Below are 16,490 nucleotides of genomic sequence, written 5' to 3' on the forward strand. Positions count from 1 at the left end.
TGCTCCTCATGAAGGATGACGAGCCCTTCCTGCTCGACGACCCCGGGAAGCTCAAGGCCCTTGCCCACCCCATGCGGCGGCTCATGCTGCGCCATCTCAACGTGCACGGCCCCGCGACCTCCACCACGCTCGGCGAGCTGCTCGGCGCGAAGACCGGCACGACGAGCTACCACCTGCGCCAGCTGGAGAAGTACGGCTTCATCGAGGAGGTCCCGGAGCGCTCGGCCGGCAGGGAGCGCTGGTGGCGCAAGGCCAGGGGGCCGCGCGACCTGCGGCTTCCCACGCCCGAGCAGCTCGCCCCCGAAGACCGTCCGGCGCTCGCCGAGTTCCACCGGGTCGGCATGGAAGAGGACCGCGAGCTGATCGAGCGGTTCCCCGAGGCCTACCTGCGCGATCCCGAGTGGGCCACCGGATCGCGCGGCCTGGGCCGGATGACCAAGGCCGAGTTCAAGGAGTTCTTCGAGGCCTACGTCGCGCTGCTGATGAAGTACAGCCCCCTGCCCGAGGACGCGTCCCCCGGAGCGCGCCCCATGCACATCCGGCTCTTCGCCATGCCCGCCGACGAGGACTGACGGCGCCCTCCCAGGTCCTGCCACAAAGGGGCCCGGAGCGGTCCCCGGCCCGCGCGCGGGCCCGTGGCCAGCGGGATTGCGGATCCCTCCCAAAACGGCCATCCATGACTTTTGACCCATTGACGCCATGTTTCCGACAAGTTAAATTAAGTGTAGAAATAAGACGTTGATTTACCATCCCCCGTAAGTCGCCCTTCACCTGCAGTTAGACCTTCCACCCCCCGGATCCGCAGTGGAGACATGCATGAGAGGTCTGTTCCGTCCTGCCGCCTTATGGACTGCCACGGCAGTCGCGGCAGCTCTGCTCGCAGTACCGTCGACCCCCGCCTTCGCCGACACGTTGCTGTCGCAGGGCAAGACCGCGACGGCCTCGTCGTCCGAGAACGCCGGAACCGCCCCGGCCGCCGCGGTCGACGGCAACGCCGGCACCCGCTGGTCCAGCGCCGCCACCGACGCCCAATGGCTCCAGGTGGACCTCGGCGCCTCGACCAGCGTCAACAAGGTCGTGCTGAACTGGGAGGCCGCGTACGCCAGCGGATACAAGATCCAGCTCTCCACGAACGGGACCACGTGGACGGACCTGAAGACCGTCACCGGCGGTGACGGCGGGATCGACACCTGGGACGTCACCGGCACCGGCCGGTACGTCCGGATGCAGGGGGTCACCCGGGCCACCGGCTACGGCTACTCCCTCTGGGAGTTCCAGGTCTTCGGCCCCGACGGCGGCTCCGGCCCCGGCGGGTCGTGCGGCACCACCAACGCCGCGCTGAACAAGCCCTCCAGCGCCTCCTCCGTCCAGGGCGCCGGGACCCCCGCGAGCGCCGCCTTCGACGGCGACAACGGGACCCGCTGGTCCAGCGCGGCCGGCGACCCGCAGTGGGTCCAGGTGGACCTGGGCTCGGCGCAGACCCTCTGCGAGATCGACCTGAGGTGGGAGGCCGCGTACGCGAGCGCCTTCAAGCTCCAGGGATCGACCAACGGCACCACCTGGACCGACCTGAAGACCGTCACCGGCGCCACCGGCGGTGTCCAGTCGCATGACGTGACCGGCTCCGCCCGGTACGTCCGGATGCTGGGCAGCGCGCGGGGCACCGGCTACGGCTACTCACTGTGGGAGTTCGCGGTGTACACGACCTCGGGCGGCGATCCGGAGATCCCCGGCGGCGGTCCGCTGGGCCCGAACGTCCACGTCTTCGACCCGTCGATGTCCAGCGCCACCATCCAGAACCGGCTCGACGCGGTCTTCGCCCAGCAGGAGTCGGCCCAGTTCGGCACCGGGCGCCACGCCTTCCTGTTCAAGCCGGGCACCTACAACGTGAACGCCAAGGTCGGCTTCTACACCTCGATCATCGGTCTGGGCCAGAACCCCGACGACGTCACCCTCAACGGCGTGACCGTCGACGCGGGCTGGTTCAACGGCAACGCGACCCAGAACTTCTGGCGCTCGACGGAGAACCTGTCGGTCCAGCCGCCCGGCGGCACCAACCAGTGGGCCGTCTCCCAGGCCGCGCCGTTCCGCCGCATGCACATCAAGGGCGCGCTGAACCTGGCCCCCACCGGCTACGGCTGGGCCAGCGGCGGATACATCGCCGACAGCAAGATCGACGGTGCCGTCGGCCCGTACTCGCAGCAGCAGTGGTACACCCGTGACAGCTCCGTCGGCGGCTGGGTCAACGGCGTGTGGAACATGGTCTTCTCCGGGGTGCAGGGCGCTCCCGCGACCAACTTCCTCGACCAGTCCTACACCACGCTGGAGAACACCCCGATCAGCCGCGAGAAGCCGTACCTCTACGTGGACGGCGGCGGCGCCTACCGGGTGTTCGTCCCGGCCCTGCGGACCAACGCGCGCGGCGTGAGCTGGGCGAACGGTTCCACCCCCGGCACCTCGCTCCCGCTCGGCCAGTTCTTCGTCGCCAAGCCCGGCGACTCGGCCGCGACCATCAACGCCGCGCTCGGCCAGGGGCTGCACCTGCTGCTCACCCCCGGCGTCTACCACCTCAGCCAGCCGATCAACGTGACCCGGGCGAACACCGTGGTCCTCGGCCTCGGTCTCGCGACGATCATCCCGGGCGGCGGCTCCACCGCGGTCAAGGTGGCCGACGTGGACGGCGTGAAGCTCGCCGGCTTCCTGGTCGACGCCGGCACGCAGAAGTCCGACGTGCTCATCGAGGTCGGCCCGCAGGGGTCGAGCGCGGACCACGCCGCCAACCCGACCAGCCTGCAGGACGTCTTCGTCCGCATCGGCGGCGCCTTCGCCGGCAACGCCACCACCAGCGTCGTCGTCAACAGCGACGACGTGATCATCGACCACACCTGGCTGTGGCGCGGTGACCACGGCGAGGGCATCGGCTGGAACGTCAACACCGCCGAGACCGGCCTCATCGTCAACGGCGACGACGTCCTGGCCACCGGCCTGTTCGTCGAGCACTACCGCAAGTACGACGTCGAGTGGTACGGCGAGCGCGGCCGGACGATCTTCTTCCAGAACGAGAAGGCGTACGACCCGCCGAACCAGGCGGCCTACATGAACGGCACCAGCAAGGGGTGGGCCGCCTACAAGGTCGGCCCCGCGGTCAACACCCACGAGGGCTGGGGACTCGGCAGCTACGTCTACTTCAACGTCGACCCGACGATCGAGGTGGAGAACGGCTTCGAGGCGCCGGTGAAGCCGGGCGTGAAGTTCCACAGCCTGCTCACCGTCTCCCTCGGCGGCAACGGCCGGATCAACCACGTGATCAACGGTGTGGGCGGTCCCGCCTTCGGCACCGCGACGATCCCGTCCAAGCTCGTCTCCTACCCCTGAGGTCCTGAGCCCGCCTGATCAGCGGTGGTCACAGCGCTCTCCCCGCTGATCAGGCGTTTCACCCCACGCCGTGGGTCTCCGCCGCCGCGGAGGCCCACGGCGTCACCGTTCTCCGGGGACGGTGGCGCGGTAGCGCAGGCCGTCCATCAGCAGGTCGAGCAGGCGGCGGGCCTGGTCGCGCTGCTCGGGCTCCCCCGCGGCGAGGGACACACCCCCCATGCTCACGAGCACGTCGACCGGATCGACGTCCGGCCGCACGGTCCCGGCGGCGGCCCCCGCCCGGAGCAGCGTCGTGATCGCCTCGACCAGCCGGTCGCGACTCTGCGCGTACGGATTCCCGCCTGACGCGATGACCACGCGCAACGCGTCGGCCATGCCGCGCTTGGTCGTCATGTAGTCGACGAAGTGATCCATCCAGCTGCGCGTCGCCTCGTCCGGCGGCATCGCCTCCAGCAGGTCCGGCACGACGTCGCACAGCCTGTTCAGCTCGCTGCGGTACGCCTCCTCGATGAGCGCCTCGCGGGTGGGGAAATGGCGGTAGAGCGTGCCGATGCCGACGCCCGCGGCCTTCGCGATCGCGTCGAGCGTCACGTCCGGCCCGTCGTGGGAGAACGCGAGCACGGCGACCTCCAGCAGTCGTTCGCGGTTGCGCCGCGCGTCGGCGCGCAACGGTCGGGGGCCGGTGGCCGACACGGTTTCTCCTCGTCAGTCCCTGCGGACGGGGTAGGCGGCGCGCTGGACGCCGGGGGGTGACTTGCTAAGCGGAGGAAGCTCCGCTTACAGTGACTTGTAGTGGAGGCTCCTCCGTTTCACATCGTACCGGCCGGGTCCCCCCTTCGCGCAGCCGGGCACATCGCCGACAGGACAGGCATGATCATGACTGAGACCACACGTGTCACCACGCCGTTCACCGCCGCGTCCACCGCCGCCGAGGTCGTGGAGGGCATCGACCTCACCGGCCGCCGCGCCGTCGTGACCGGCGGGGCGTCCGGCATCGGCATCGAGACGGCGCGGGCGCTCGCCGGGGCGGGCGCGGAGGTGACGCTGGCGGTACGCGACCTCGACGCCGGAGAGCGCACCGCGAACGACATCGTCGCGACCACCGGCGCCAAGCGGGTCCTCGTCGCACCGCTGGACCTCGCCGACCAAGCGTCCGTGGCGGCGTTCACGGCCGCGTGGGACGGCCCGCTGCACATCCTCGTCAACAACGCCGGCGTCATGGCGTCGCCCGGGACGCGCACCCCGGAGGGCTGGGAGCTGCAGTTCGCCACCAACCACCTCGGCCACTTCGCGCTCGCCACCGGTCTGCACCGGGCACTCGCGACGGCCGGCGGCGCCCGCGTCGTGTCGGTCAGCTCGAGCGCGCACCTGCGCTCGCCGGTCGTCTTCGAGGACATCCACTTCAGGGAGCGCGCCTACGAGCCGTGGTCGGCGTACGGGCAGTCCAAGACGGCCAACGTGCTGTTCGGGGTCGAGGCGACGAGGCGCTGGGAGAGCGACGGCATCACCGTCAACGCGCTCATGCCCGGCGGCATCCGGACCAACCTGCAGCGGCACGTCTCCCAGGAGGAGCTCGACCGGGCGGTCGCCGCGGCCGGCGGCGCGGGCATCACGTGGAAGACGCCCGAGCAGGGTGCCGCCACGTCCGTGCTGGTCGCGACGTCGCCGCTGCTCGAAGGCGTCGGCGGGCGCTACTTCGAGGACTGCAACGAGGCGGGCCGGAACCGGCCGGGCACCCGCAACGGGGTCGCCGCGTACGCCCTCGACCCCGAGGCGGCCGCCCGTCTCTGGCAGGTGTCGGACGAGACGCTCGCCCGGTGATCCTCGCCTCGACCGGCACGGGTGACGGGCCGGACGTCCGCCCGCCGTCAACCGCCGGCGCCGGGACCCGCCGGAGAAGCGGCGGCCTCTCCCCGCCCGCCGGAAAGGATCATCTGTCGGGCCACCCCCACCATCCAGACGAGCGTGAAGGCGATCACCGTCGGGTTCTTGGCGGAGACGAGGATCGACGACACCAGCTCCCGCCGGTCCTCCGCGACCCAGTTCTCGATGGCCAGGTTGGGCAGGATGTCGAGCACGAAGAAGGCCGCTCCCAGGACGAGGAACTGGACGACGAGGTCGGACTTCCCGCGCTCGGCGAACGCCCTCAGCCGCCTCCGGCGGGCGTCGCGGCCGAGCGGCCCGAGCTCGGGATCGTCGGCGATCGCCAGCCTCACGATCACGTACAGCAGCAGGATCCGGCTCGCCCCGGTGAGGATCTCGGCGGCGACGTTCGCCGCCGTCGGGAGGTCCTGCCCCCAGCGCACGGCGACGAAGCGCTGGACCGTCGGGATCAGGGAGAGCCCCAGCACGATCCAGAGGTGCCGGGCGTAGAAGCGCACACCCCAGCGCGCCGCGTCAGCGCTGAGCCGCAGTCCTGAAGAGAGAGTCATGCTGCTAAGATACTTCAATCAAGTGAATTATTCACTACATCGAAGTATTGGAGCGATGATGAGTGGCGACGAGCTGGGCTGGGAGCTGAGCACCGCGGTCGTGCTCTTCCACGAGGCGATCGCACGGCGGCTCGGGCTGAGCGCCGTCGACCACAAGGCCCTGGGGTTCGTCACCAGGAACGGCCCGCTGCCCGCCGGGGCGCTCGCCGCCGAGCTCGGGCTCGGCGCCAGCGCGATCACCGCACTGCTCGACCGGCTGGAACGCGCCGGCTACGTGCGGCGCGCCCCCGACCCCGGTGACCGTCGCCGCGTGCTCGTCTCCGCCGTCACCGGGAACGCTCCCGACCTCGGCGGCATCTTCGCCGACCTCGGCCGCGAGATGGGGGCCTTCATGGCGAAGTACGACGAGCGCGAACTGGCCGCGATCCTCGACTACGTCACCAACACCATCGCGGTCCTCAAGACCCAGACCGCCCGCCTGGCGTCATCCGACGGCCCCTGACACGGGCGCGTCGCCACGAACCCCCGGCGGGCCAGCCACCGAGGCGAGGAACTCGCGGACGACCCTGAGGAATCCGGCGGGGTCACCGGTGTAGACGAAGTGGTCGGTGTCCAGCTCGGCGAGGCGGGTGCCGGGACGTCGTTCGGCCATGGCCCGGGCCTGGTCGGCGGGGATGACGCCCCGGGTGCCTCGGACCAGCAGGGCGGGACAGGCACAGGCCAGCCAGTCGTCCCAGTGGTCGCCGTGAACCAGGTCTTCCGAGTCGACCATGTCCTGGGGATGGAAGGGCAGCCGCCAGGTGCCGTCGGCGTTCTCCCGCAACGCGCCCTCGAAGAAGGGGGCCATCTCGCCGAGCCCTTCGACGAGCGCCTGACGGGTGGGGGCCTGGTCGCGCAGCGCGAGGACGAAGGCCAGCGGGTTGGGGCCGTGCGGGTCGAGCCGGACCGGCCCCTCGGCGTTGACGAGGGCCTCGACCCGGCCGGGGTGGCGGGCGGCGAACTGGTAGGCGTTGACGGCGCCCAGCGAATGGCCCAGGATCGCGATCCGGTCGAGGCCGAGATGGTCCAGCAGGGCGAGGACGTCGTCGAGGTAGCCCTGGCGGGAGTAGTCGGCCGCCCGCTCGGAGTCGCCGTGGCCGCGCTGGTCGGGGGCGATGACCCTCCAGCCGGGAGCCAGCCCGGCGGCCAGGCCGGCGAAACTCGCGCCTTCGGACATGTGGCCGTGCAGGGCGAGCAGGGGGCGGCCCGTGCCGCCGAAGTCGAGATAGGACAGGCGGCGGCCGTCGATGTGCAGCTCGGCGCGGGTGGGGCCGGTCATGGCGGGTCTCCCGGGGGTCGTCGTCTGGGGTACGACGACCGTAGTGCGGATTTGGGCAATTGCGCAAGGCAAATGCATTAGGCGTACGCCTAATTCGCTCGTCCCAGGCGCGGATAGCATGCCGGGCATGGGAAATCGCGAAGACCTGCTGGCCGGGGCCCGGCGCTGCCTGGAGGAGAAGGGGTGGGCGCGCACCACCATCCGTGACATCACGGCCGCCGCGGGCGGGGTCAGCATGGCCGCCATCGGCTACCACTTCGGCTCGCGCGAGGCGCTGCTGAACGCGGCCCTCATCGAGGCCATCGACGAGTGGGGCACCGAGACCGGCCGCACGCTGTCCGGTTACGCCGAGCCGGGCGCGACCCCGGCCGAGCAGTACGAGGCCATGTGGGCGAGGATCATCGAGTCCTTCACCGCGCACCGGCCGCTGTGGATCGCCAGTTTCGAGGCGCTCCTGCAGGCCGAGCACTATCCCGAACTGCGGCAGCATCTGGCTCGCGGCCAGGCCGAGGGCCGCCGCGGGCTGGCCGCGATCCTGGCCGGGGTCGCGGAGGACACGGTCGACGACGACGTGACGCGCACCCTGGGCGCGGTGCAGCTGGCCCTGATGGGCGGCGTCATGACGCAGTGGCTGCTCGATCCCGAGCAGGCCCCGTCCGCGGCCCAGGTGGTGGCCGGCCTGAGAGCCGTCGTGAACGGCCTCGGCCCCGCGGCGGGGTAGCGGCGATCCCCGGAGCCGTACGGGCTGCGTCGCGACCCCCGAACCGCCGAACCGCCGAACCGCCGAACCGCCGAACCGGGAGCATGCTCTCGTACTTTGGGCCGGTACAGAGTGATACGGGCTCTCGTACCATGAGGAGGTGCTCCCCCTCGTTCGCTCCGTGTGGGACGAGCCCCCTCCCCCCGACCCGCCGCGGCGGGTGTGGCGGGACTGGGCGCTCGTGGGGGTGCTCGTGCCGATCGCGCTGCTCGAAGGGGTGCTGCGGCCTGACCTTCCGTGGCGGGCCGTCTCGGTGGCGGTCACCGTCGGGCTGATCCCCACGTTGTTGTGGCGCCGGACCAGGCCGCTGCCGATGATCATGATCGTCTTCGGCGTCACGAGTCTCGCCCCGCTGCTGACGGGCGGCGACTCCGCGGAGACGTACACGATGGCCTACCTGCTGATCGTGGTGTACGCGCTGGTCCGGTGGGGGTCCGGGCGCGAGGCGGTGATCGGGCTGACGATCATGCTCGTCGCGGTCCACCTCTCGATCGTCCTCGGCCGCCTCGCCCCCGCCGACATGGTCGCCGCGTTCGCCGTCACGTTCTCCGCCGTCGCCCTGGGCGGGGCGCTCAGGTACCGGGCGCGGGCGAGGATGCGCGAGCTCGACCAGGTCAAGATGCTCGAACGCGAGCAGCTGGCGCGCGACCTGCACGACATCGTCGCCCATCACGTCTCGGCGATGGCGATCCGCGCCCAGGCCGGCCTCGCCACGTCGGCGTCGCGGCCGAACGCCGCGACCGAGGCGCTCCACGTGATCGAGGCCGAGGCGTCGCGCGCCCTCGCCGAGATGCGCGCCATGGTCCGCGTCCTGCGCCGGAACCAGCCGGCGGAGCTGGCACCCGGCCGGCGCGTCGCCGACCTCCGGCAGCTCGCAGGCGGGGGCGGCTCCGGCCCGTCCGTCGACGTGGAGATCCCGGACGACCTCGGCGACCTCCCCCCGTCGGTCGAGGCCGCGATCTACCGCCTCGCCCAGGAGTCGGTCACCAACGCCCTGCGGCACGCCCGTCACGCCACCCGCGTCGAGGTCCGCGTCACCGCCGACGACACGTCGGTGCGCCTGCGCGTGAGCGACGACGGCGACACCGGTTCCGCCCGCCCGCCCGTGTCGCCGGGATACGGGCTCATCGGCATGATCGAACGCGCCGAGCTGCTCGGCGGCACCTGCGAGGCCGGCCCGGACCCCGGTCGGGGCTGGACCGTCACCGCCGTACTGCCCCGGGCCGGGGTGGCGGCATGAGCATCCGGGTGCTCGTCGCCGACGACCAGGAGATCGTCCGCACCGGGCTCGCGATGATCCTCGACGCCCAGCCGGACATCGACGTCGTCGGCGAGGCCGCCGACGGGCGGCGAGCCGTCGAGCTCGCGCGGCGCCTGCGTCCCGACGTGTGCCTGTTCGACATCCGCATGCCCGGCCTCGACGGCATCCAGGCCACCCGCCTCCTCGCCGGGCCGGGCGTCGACGACCCCCTCGCCGTCGTCGTCATCACCACGTTCGACCTCGACGAGTACGTCTACGCCGCGCTGCGGGCCGGTGCCCGGGGTTTCCTGCTCAAGGACGCCGGCACCGTCCTGCTCTCCCAGGCCGTCCACGCCGCCGCCGGCGGTGACGCGCTCATCGCCCCGAGCGTCACCGCGCGGCTGCTCGGCGCCTTCGCCGAGACCGGGCCCGCCTCACCCTCGCTGCACCCCGTCGAGGCGCTCACGGACCGGGAGGAACAGATCCTCGTCACCGTGGCGCGGGGGCGGACCAACAGCGAGATCGCCGACGAGTTCCACATCTCCCTCAGCACCGTCAAGTCCCACATCGCGAGCCTGATGGCCAAGCTCGGTGCCCGCAACCGCGTCGAGATCGCCATGTGGGCCTACGAGACCAGACGCGTCAGGAACTGAGCCGCGCGCGGCGCCGCCGGGTGGCGCGGGGAACGGCCCGGACGATGGCGCTCCATCGGCGGAACGGCCCGCCCGGAGCCCGCCGATCGTCCATCGATCGGGCGTACTTTCGGCTGATGAGTCCCTCGCGGGGGGCTTCTACCGTGGTTCTCGTGGCACGAGACATCCTCGACGCCACCTGGCCGGCGACGCCTCCGATCTACCGGCACCGGCCACGACGCCGGTTCGCGAGCAGAGCGCCCCGGCAGACCCGTATCCCACCCGCGATGGATGAGGAGAATGCGTTGAAAGCATTCGTCCTGCGCTCGTACGGCTCCCCCGACGTCCTCGATCTGACGGAGATCGACACACCCGTCCCCGGCGACGGCGAGGTGCTCGTCCGGGTGCGCGCCACCTCCGTCAACCCCTACGACTGGCACAACATGAGAGGCGAGCCGTACGTCGCGCGCCTGATGCCCGGCGCCCTGGGGTTTCGCACCCCGAAGCTCCGCATCCTGGGCGCCGACATGGCCGGGCAGGTCGAGGCGGTCGGCGCGAACGTGACGGCGTTCCGCCCCGGAGACGAGGTGTTCGCGCTGCTCGAGGAGGGCGGCTTCGGCGAGTACGTGTGCGTCCGTGAGGACGAGCTGGCGCCGAAACCGAAGAACCTGTCGTACGAGCAGGCGGCGTCGGTACCGATGGCGGCGTGCACCGCCCTGCTGGGCCTGCGCGACGACGGACGGATCCAGCCGGGGCAGCGGGTCCTCGTCAACGGCGCCTCGGGAGGGGTGGGAACGTTCGCCGTGCAGATCGCCCGCGCGTTCGGCGCGGAGGTCACCGGCGTCTGCGGCCCGGGGAACGTGGGCATGGTCCGGTCGATCGGCGCCGACGAGGTCGTCGACTACACCAAGGAGGACTTCACCCGGAAGGAGCGGCGCTACGACCTCCTGCTGGACGTCGCGGGGGGCCGCCCGGTGTCGGCCTGCCGCCGGACGTTGACTCCCAAAGGGGCCTACGTCATCGTCGGCGGACCGGGCGGCCGATGGCTGCGGCCCGTCGGTCACATGGTCTCGGCCCTCGCGACCGCGCCGTTCGTGTCCCAGCGGACGGTCAGGACGGACGTGGTCCGATGCACGGAGAACAAGAGGAACCTGGTGACGCTGACCGAGTTCATCGAGGCCGGGAAGATCACCCCGGTCATCGACCGGCTCTACCCGTTCGAGGAGATCCGGGCGGCTGTCGAATACCAGGAGAAGGGACACGTACCGGGAAAGGTCGTCGTCACGCTCTGACGCGACGGGCCACCACGCATACGGCGATCACCTCTCGCGGGCAGTCCGGGACGCCGGCTCGGCACCCCGCTCACGGCCATGGACAGCATCACGCATGCCTAACTCGCCGCGGGTTCCCACGTCTGGGAGAGGTACGGCAGGTGGGCCGAGCGATAAAGCGCGATGATCAGGACCGCCACGGCCGCGAACCAGGCGACGAGCAGGACAGGGCCCAGGTCGGCGTAGCCGTATCCGACCAGCATGCCGAGCGCTCCCAGACCGGCGACGGCCCAGCGCGACACGTCGAGGAGGGCGACCCTGGAGACGTCCCCGCGGGAACGGATCCGCCTGATGACGGCGTCGACGGACAGCCACACGGTGATCAGGGCGCCGGCCGTCTTGGCGATGCCGATCACGTGCTCGACGGGGGAAAGCGTCAGAAGGCCGTTCGAGGGCACGCCGGACACGACCATGGCGACAAGCGAGGTGCACAACGTGGCGATGGCGAAGAACCTGGCCCGGTCGAAGGGATCGTGCGCGGACCGCCGAAGCTGGGACAGCCCCGACACGCACAGAAACCATCCGACGGGGTCGACCAGCAGGTCGAAGCCGTTGAGACGAAAGGCGGCGAAGGCGAAAAGGAAACCAGTGGCGATCTTCGCGACGGGCCGCATGCGTCACAACCTCCCGTGCTTGTCGGTGTCCACGTTCGAGGACGAGTTGGCCTTCAGAGGAAATCCGGACTTACCGCGTCATTGCAGGCCTTGCTGGCGAGACCTCGCTGCCAGGCGATCGGCAGCCTCACTTCGGGTCCTGTCAGCGCCCACGAGCCCCACGTCACCTCCGCCGTCCTCGAGCCCAACCAGGTTCTGTAGGTGAAAGTGACCGGCTGGGGCTCGTGGGGCACCGCCGCGCAGTCGGTGATGACAACGCGTCTTCTCAGGGTCTTCTGGTCACCACTCCCCACGGTGACCAGAGCATGCTCCTCTTTCGCCTCGTCGGCGGGCAGCAGGAGGATTCCCGGTATTTTCGCCGAGATATCGGTGATGGTGAAGGGGACCAGCCCTTCGTTTTCAAGTTCGATATCCAGGTTGGTGGACAGGACGCCGTTCTCGTCCACCTCCGCATGAAGGAAAAAAGCGTCGGTGTCCCACCGGATATGCGGGGTTACCGCTCCTGACCACCACAGGATCGATCCGACGACCGCCAAAGACAGGAAACCGAACACCACACTCCGCAACAGCGACCGCGCATGCCCGGCACGCCACGTGGCAACATCGAATTGCTGCCATATATCGCCTGAAGTCACGATGTAGAACCATATACGGTGATATCTCGTGACGACACCCTCAATGATTTTCTGGTTGGCCGTGGTGACGACCGTGCTGGCGGCGGCTGTGCCGGTCACATCGGAGCGACTCGCCAGGTTCGCCACACTGGCCGGCCTTTCCGTCACAACGGCCAACGCCCAGCAGGTCATCGACCATTTCACCGGCCTGCGCCGAGGGCGGCTGATCATCCTCACCATCGCCGTTCCCCTGGCCTGTCTGACCGGCGACCCGTTCTATCTGGTCCTGGGCTGGTGCGCCGTTTCCGTCTTCCGCGACCTACGGCTACCGGCCCGAGGGTCGCGCCCCCACGACGACACGGACATCTACCGGAGGGCATGGCTGCTCGGCTCGGGCGCTTCCGTGGTGGCATGCGGTTACCTGCTGATCGACAAGGGGGCCACCCCGGCACGTCTGGCCCATGCCGCCATCGTGATCATCGTGGCCGCGGCCGTACCGCTCGCCGCCCGGAACCTGACCGCCGAACCGGCGCCCGAGGCGTCGGACGACACGGCCCTGACCGTGTCGACCATTCGCCGATGGTCGACACGGACCCTCTACCTCGCCGGAACCGCGATCGTGCTGTCGGGCGCGCTCCTCACTCCCTGGCAGCCGCCACAGCGGGAACTGCCCGAATACTCGATGCCCAAGACGTTCCCGAAGCACACGGCCGAGTTCACGACGGTGGACGAGTACAAAGAGCCCACCTGTCCGTGGATCGACGAGATGGACGACCCCTGCCGGTCATGGCTGGTGAACGGGGAGCCGTTCCCGCAGGCCGCACCGTACGTCATCAGGAAAGGCGGGGCACCCCGCCGGGCGCCGTTCGCGCGCAGTCCGGGCAAGAAGGCCGTCGTCTATCTGGACAGGCACGATCGCCGCATGGTGTACCAGGACACCAACGGCGTACGCCACCTCACCGGCGTCCTGGCCGACACCGAGGTGCCCACACCCACGTTCGCCGGCCAGAACAGGTATGTCGCACTGACCAGGGACGGTGCGCGGATCACCGACACCAGGACCTGGACCACGGTGTCGATCCCCGGTGCTCGACGGGTCCACGACCTCAACGAGAGCGGAATCGTGGTCACGACCGCCTCCAAGGTGCTCGTGCTCGACCATTGGGGAAGAGCACGCATGAACCTTCCCCTCAGGAAGATCAGGGATGACGCCCCCGAGGACACGTATTACCTCCGGCCGGACGGAAAGCGCTTCGTGGCCATCCGAGGCCGTGAGATGAATGTCGAGACCTTCGATCCGGAGACCGGCAGGCGTTTGTCCGACGTCACCCCCACGTTCCCCGGCGACGACTTTATCGATATCGGTCTTGGCTGGTCCAAGAAGGGCCCCTTCCTGGTCCGCGGCTACGAAAGCGAACGCGTCTACTACCTCGAACTGGCGACGGGCAGGCTCTGGAGACGTGACAGGTGAATCACGAACACCGGGGGTTCAAAGGCCGGAAGCCGGTCGGTTCCAATGGCCATGTCCCTTCCGAGGCCGAGCAGCGGCCCTTGATGCCACTTCTCATGAAGATGCCGCCGGTGGCGAGCGAATCGAAGACCACGGTCGCTCACGGAGACCGGCTCAGGACCGCCTGCGGTTTCTACCGTCCGGACGACATGTTCGACCTGTACCACCAGAAAAAAGACGGTCCACCTCGTGGTCACCGAGTACGGCATGAAGGATGAGCTCGACTCGCCGCACGGTTCGCTGGGGCGGCACAAGCGGCGAACGGTCCGCGAGGGCGGCCCGCCCGGCGAATCCCGCCGTCGCCGGCGCATCCGGCACCCCGAAGCATGCCCGGCGCATCCGGCACCCCGAAGCATGCCCGGCGCATCCGGCACCCCGAAGCATGCCCGGCGCATCCGGCACCCCGAAGTATGCTGGGCGCCCGTGCGGGACCGAGCACGAACGATCGACGATCATGGATGCGGCCGTCACCACCTGCGGGATCGCGGTCACGAGAGGCATCGGCCGGACCGTGGAGCGGCGGGAGCGGCCGGAGCAAGAGGTGGACCAGCATGACGCCCCGCGGGACCTCGGACCCGGAACTCACCCTCGCCGCCCAGGCCGGGGACGCCGCGGCGCTGGGGCTGCTGCTGGAGCGCCACCAGGCGGGCATGCGCGCGGTGGCGCTGAGCCTGCTGGGGCACGGGCCGGACGCGGACGACGCCGTACAGGACGCGGCACTGGTCGCGCTGCGGCGGATCGGCGATGTCCGGGATCCCGCAGCGGTGGGGCCGTGGCTGCGGATGATCGTCCGCAACGCGTGCCGGACGCGTCTCCGGTCCGTCCACGACGTCCGGTTCCTCGACGAGCAGGCGCCGCCCTCCGCCGACGCGACCCCCGAGCAGGCGCTGGAGCGGCACGCGCTGCGCGACTGGATCTGGCGGGCGATCGAGGAGCTGCCCCCGCCCGTCCGGATGGCCGTCATGCTGCGGCACTTCAGCAGCGGTGTCACGTCCTACCAGGAGATAGCGGCGGCCTGCGCGGTGCCCGTGGGCACGGTTCGCAGCCGGCTCAGCCAGGGGAGGGCCAAGCTGGCCGAGGCTCTGCGGGCGACCGCGGACTCGGCGCACGGCGACGCCGCCGAGCTGGCCGCGGCGAGCCGCCGGGAGGCCCTGGAGACCCTGGACGCGGCCGTGCGGGGGAGGTTCGCCGAGGTCCTGGCCGAACGATGGTCGCCGGAGGTCGCGCTGCTCAGCGGGGAGCGCCCGAGGATCGGGCGCGAATTCCTGCTCAGGGGAATGGAGGGCGATCTGGAGGCGGGGGTCCGCCAGCACCTCGCCCACGTGGTCGCCAGCCGTGACATCACCATCTGGGAGATGGACATCGTCAATCCGGCGGAGAGCCCCGAACACTGCCCGCCCGCCGTGACCTGGCTCATGTCCCTCGACAAGGGCCGGGTGCACCAGCTGCGGCTCTATCATCCGCAACCCTCCGGACCGGTCTGAGCACGGAACGGACCGGCCTGAGCACGGAACGGACCGGCCTGAGCACGGAACGGCGGCTTCGCCCGCGACCGCGGCTGTGACCACGATCACAGGGGCCGGACCGAACTTACCCGCCGCCCCCGCGTCCTGTCGGTGTCAGTGACGACACCACACGACCGGAGATCCCATGAACGCCCTCGGCACGAACCCGCTGTCGCCAGGCACCCACACCGTCGACCTGAACGGCATCGTCCAGCGCTACCACGTCCACGGCACCGGCCCGGTGTGCCTGGCACACTCCGGTGGCCCCGGAGTGTTCTGGGAGTACATGAGGATGCCGGCGGTGGAGCGGCACCTGACCATGGTGTACGTGGAGCCGATCGGCACGGGCGGATCGGGCCGCCTCGAGACGCACCCCCACGGTTACACGCGGGACCGCTACGCGGAGGCCCTCGACAACCTGATCGGGCACCTCGCGCTCCCGAAGGTGTACCTCCTCGGCCACTCGTACGGCGGTTTCGTGGTGCAGCACTACGCCCTGCGCCACGCCGACCGGCTCGCCGGGATCATCCTGTACGAGAGCGCACCGGTCACCGGGGCCGAGCACTTCGCCGAGGCCATGCGCAACCTGGAGGAGTTCACCCGGAGGAACGCGGGCAACCCCGAGCTCCAGGAGGTCCTCGACGCCTTCGGGTCGATCCCCGCCATCTCGAACGACGAGGAGTTCACCGCCGCGATCCGCGGGCTGCTCCCGGCCTACCTCGCCGACTACTGGGGACGCGCGGAGGAGTTCGCGCCCATGAGGGCCTCGGTGAGCGGATCACACATCTCGGGCCTCGACGAGCACCTCGCCCCCGACGTCATCGACGACCGAGAGCTGCTGGGGGCGATCACCACGCCTACCCTGGTGATCGTCGGCCGGTACGACGTCATCTGCGGGGTGCGCTGGGCCCACGAGCTCGACAAGCTGATCCCCGGCTCCGAGCTGCTCATCCTGGAGGACAGCGGCCACTTCGGCCACCTCGAGGAGCCCGAGGAGTTCGCCCGGGCGATCGCCGCCTTCGCCGCGTCCACCGCGGTGTGACAGGCCCGCGGGCCTGTCGTACCGCGACCTTGGCCACCGGAGCCGAGCGGGACAGGGTTCCGCCCGGCCCTCCGTGCGTATGGTCACCGAGGTGGGGCCGGCCGGCTCGATGACCGG

Annotated in this window: 16 protein-coding genes; 11 read left to right on the plus strand and 5 right to left on the minus strand. The window is 70.4% G+C overall.

The annotated features are described in order from the left end of the window. Nucleotides 1-8 precede the first annotated feature (8 nt). Entirely contained in the window at nucleotides 9-572 is a 564-nt protein-coding gene (locus AB0G15_RS01890; RefSeq protein ID WP_362834525.1) for a helix-turn-helix domain-containing protein, read from the plus strand. Between the two features lie 244 nt (nucleotides 573-816). After that, on the plus strand, nucleotides 817-3,375 hold the full coding sequence (locus tag AB0G15_RS01895; protein ID WP_362834527.1) for a discoidin domain-containing protein: 2,559 nt from the start codon (nucleotides 817-819) through the stop codon (nucleotides 3,373-3,375). A gap of 102 nt (nucleotides 3,376-3,477) precedes the next feature. Here the strand turns inward: AB0G15_RS01895 and AB0G15_RS01900 are convergent, their stop codons facing one another. After that, entirely contained in the window at nucleotides 3,478-4,068 is a 591-nt protein-coding gene (locus AB0G15_RS01900; RefSeq protein WP_362834529.1) for a TetR/AcrR family transcriptional regulator, read from the minus strand. Nucleotides 4,069-4,251: 183 nt separating this feature from the next. Between AB0G15_RS01900 and AB0G15_RS01905 the strand changes: the two genes are divergently transcribed. Continuing rightward, nucleotides 4,252-5,196 (plus strand): SDR family NAD(P)-dependent oxidoreductase, encoded by a 945-nt coding sequence (locus AB0G15_RS01905; protein WP_362834532.1) that lies wholly within the window; start codon nucleotides 4,252-4,254, stop codon nucleotides 5,194-5,196. Nucleotides 5,197-5,243: 47 nt separating this feature from the next. On the opposite strand, the gene AB0G15_RS01910 is transcribed toward AB0G15_RS01905, so the two are convergent. Continuing rightward, nucleotides 5,244-5,807, minus strand: a complete 564-nt coding sequence (locus AB0G15_RS01910) for a hypothetical protein (protein ID WP_362834534.1) — start codon at nucleotides 5,805-5,807, stop codon at nucleotides 5,244-5,246. 55 nt (nucleotides 5,808-5,862) lie between these two features. Here AB0G15_RS01910 and AB0G15_RS01915 point away from each other — a divergent pair, with 55 nt between their 5' ends. Continuing rightward, nucleotides 5,863-6,309 carry a MarR family transcriptional regulator gene (locus AB0G15_RS01915; RefSeq protein ID WP_362834536.1) on the plus strand — a complete coding sequence of 149 codons (447 nt, stop codon included), beginning with the start codon at nucleotides 5,863-5,865 and terminating at the stop codon, nucleotides 6,307-6,309. On the opposite strand, the gene AB0G15_RS01920 is transcribed toward AB0G15_RS01915, so the two are convergent. After that, the gene (locus tag AB0G15_RS01920; protein WP_362834538.1) at nucleotides 6,292-7,125 is read right to left on the minus strand and encodes an alpha/beta hydrolase; all 834 of its coding nucleotides are present in this window, start codon (nucleotides 7,123-7,125) and stop codon (nucleotides 6,292-6,294) included. The genes AB0G15_RS01915 and AB0G15_RS01920 overlap by 18 nt on opposite strands. A 127-nt stretch (nucleotides 7,126-7,252) precedes the next feature. Between AB0G15_RS01920 and AB0G15_RS01925 the strand changes: the two genes are divergently transcribed. The 4 genes from AB0G15_RS01925 (at nucleotide 7,253) to AB0G15_RS01940 (ending at nucleotide 11,049) form a co-directional block, all read left to right on the plus strand. Next, the gene (locus AB0G15_RS01925; RefSeq protein ID WP_362834540.1) at nucleotides 7,253-7,846 is read left to right on the plus strand and encodes a TetR/AcrR family transcriptional regulator; all 594 of its coding nucleotides are present in this window, start codon (nucleotides 7,253-7,255) and stop codon (nucleotides 7,844-7,846) included. A 139-nt stretch (nucleotides 7,847-7,985) separates the two neighbouring features. After that, nucleotides 7,986-9,125 (plus strand): sensor histidine kinase, encoded by a 1,140-nt coding sequence (locus AB0G15_RS01930; protein ID WP_362834542.1) that lies wholly within the window; start codon nucleotides 7,986-7,988, stop codon nucleotides 9,123-9,125. Further along, the gene (locus AB0G15_RS01935; RefSeq protein ID WP_362834544.1) at nucleotides 9,122-9,778 is read left to right on the plus strand and encodes a response regulator transcription factor; all 657 of its coding nucleotides are present in this window, start codon (nucleotides 9,122-9,124) and stop codon (nucleotides 9,776-9,778) included. Before AB0G15_RS01930 ends, AB0G15_RS01935 begins: the two co-directional genes overlap by 4 nt. Before the next feature lie 284 nt (nucleotides 9,779-10,062). After that, nucleotides 10,063-11,049, plus strand: a complete 987-nt coding sequence (locus AB0G15_RS01940; RefSeq protein ID WP_362834546.1) for an NAD(P)-dependent alcohol dehydrogenase — start codon at nucleotides 10,063-10,065, stop codon at nucleotides 11,047-11,049. Between the two features lie 98 nt (nucleotides 11,050-11,147). Here the strand turns inward: AB0G15_RS01940 and AB0G15_RS01945 are convergent, their stop codons facing one another. Next, nucleotides 11,148-11,702 carry a hypothetical protein gene (locus tag AB0G15_RS01945; RefSeq protein WP_362834548.1) on the minus strand — a complete coding sequence of 185 codons (555 nt, stop codon included), beginning with the start codon at nucleotides 11,700-11,702 and terminating at the stop codon, nucleotides 11,148-11,150. A 53-nt stretch (nucleotides 11,703-11,755) separates the two neighbouring features. Further along, nucleotides 11,756-12,436, minus strand: a complete 681-nt coding sequence (locus tag AB0G15_RS01950) for a hypothetical protein (protein ID WP_362834550.1) — start codon at nucleotides 12,434-12,436, stop codon at nucleotides 11,756-11,758. On the opposite strand from AB0G15_RS01950, the gene AB0G15_RS01955 reads away from it, so the two are divergent. The 3 genes from AB0G15_RS01955 (at nucleotide 12,426) to AB0G15_RS01965 (ending at nucleotide 16,373) form a co-directional block, all read left to right on the plus strand. Next, entirely contained in the window at nucleotides 12,426-13,787 is a 1,362-nt protein-coding gene (locus tag AB0G15_RS01955) for a hypothetical protein (RefSeq protein ID WP_362834552.1), read from the plus strand. The two genes, AB0G15_RS01950 and AB0G15_RS01955, sit on opposite strands and share 11 nt — an antisense overlap. Nucleotides 13,788-14,377: 590 nt before the next feature. Then, a complete protein-coding gene (locus AB0G15_RS01960) occupies nucleotides 14,378-15,310 on the plus strand; it encodes a sigma-70 family RNA polymerase sigma factor (RefSeq protein WP_362834554.1) in 933 nt (310 codons plus the stop codon). 166 nt (nucleotides 15,311-15,476) lie between these two features. Then, entirely contained in the window at nucleotides 15,477-16,373 is an 897-nt protein-coding gene (locus AB0G15_RS01965) for an alpha/beta hydrolase (protein ID WP_362834556.1), read from the plus strand. Nucleotides 16,374-16,490: the final 117 nt, after the last annotated feature.

The sequence above is a fragment of the Streptosporangium sp. NPDC023825 genome, from assembly GCF_040639575.1.
In the GTDB taxonomy this organism is placed as follows: domain Bacteria; phylum Actinomycetota; class Actinomycetes; order Streptosporangiales; family Streptosporangiaceae; genus Streptosporangium.

Coding starts and splice junctions, on each gene's coding strand:
- AB0G15_RS01890 (WP_362834525.1), top strand. CDS start 9: ATGAAGGATGACGAGCCCTTCCTGCTCGACGACCCCGGGAAGCTCAAG.
- AB0G15_RS01895 (WP_362834527.1), top strand. CDS start 817: ATGAGAGGTCTGTTCCGTCCTGCCGCCTTATGGACTGCCACGGCAGTC.
- AB0G15_RS01905 (WP_362834532.1), top strand. CDS start 4,252: ATGACTGAGACCACACGTGTCACCACGCCGTTCACCGCCGCGTCCACC.
- AB0G15_RS01910 (WP_362834534.1), bottom strand. CDS start 5,807: ATGACTCTCTCTTCAGGACTGCGGCTCAGCGCTGACGCGGCGCGCTGG.
- AB0G15_RS01915 (WP_362834536.1), top strand. CDS start 5,863: ATGATGAGTGGCGACGAGCTGGGCTGGGAGCTGAGCACCGCGGTCGTG.
- AB0G15_RS01920 (WP_362834538.1), bottom strand. CDS start 7,125: ATGACCGGCCCCACCCGCGCCGAGCTGCACATCGACGGCCGCCGCCTG.
- AB0G15_RS01925 (WP_362834540.1), top strand. CDS start 7,253: ATGGGAAATCGCGAAGACCTGCTGGCCGGGGCCCGGCGCTGCCTGGAG.
- AB0G15_RS01935 (WP_362834544.1), top strand. CDS start 9,122: ATGAGCATCCGGGTGCTCGTCGCCGACGACCAGGAGATCGTCCGCACC.
- AB0G15_RS01945 (WP_362834548.1), bottom strand. CDS start 11,702: ATGCGGCCCGTCGCGAAGATCGCCACTGGTTTCCTTTTCGCCTTCGCC.
- AB0G15_RS01960 (WP_362834554.1), top strand. CDS start 14,378: ATGACGCCCCGCGGGACCTCGGACCCGGAACTCACCCTCGCCGCCCAG.
- AB0G15_RS01965 (WP_362834556.1), top strand. CDS start 15,477: ATGAACGCCCTCGGCACGAACCCGCTGTCGCCAGGCACCCACACCGTC.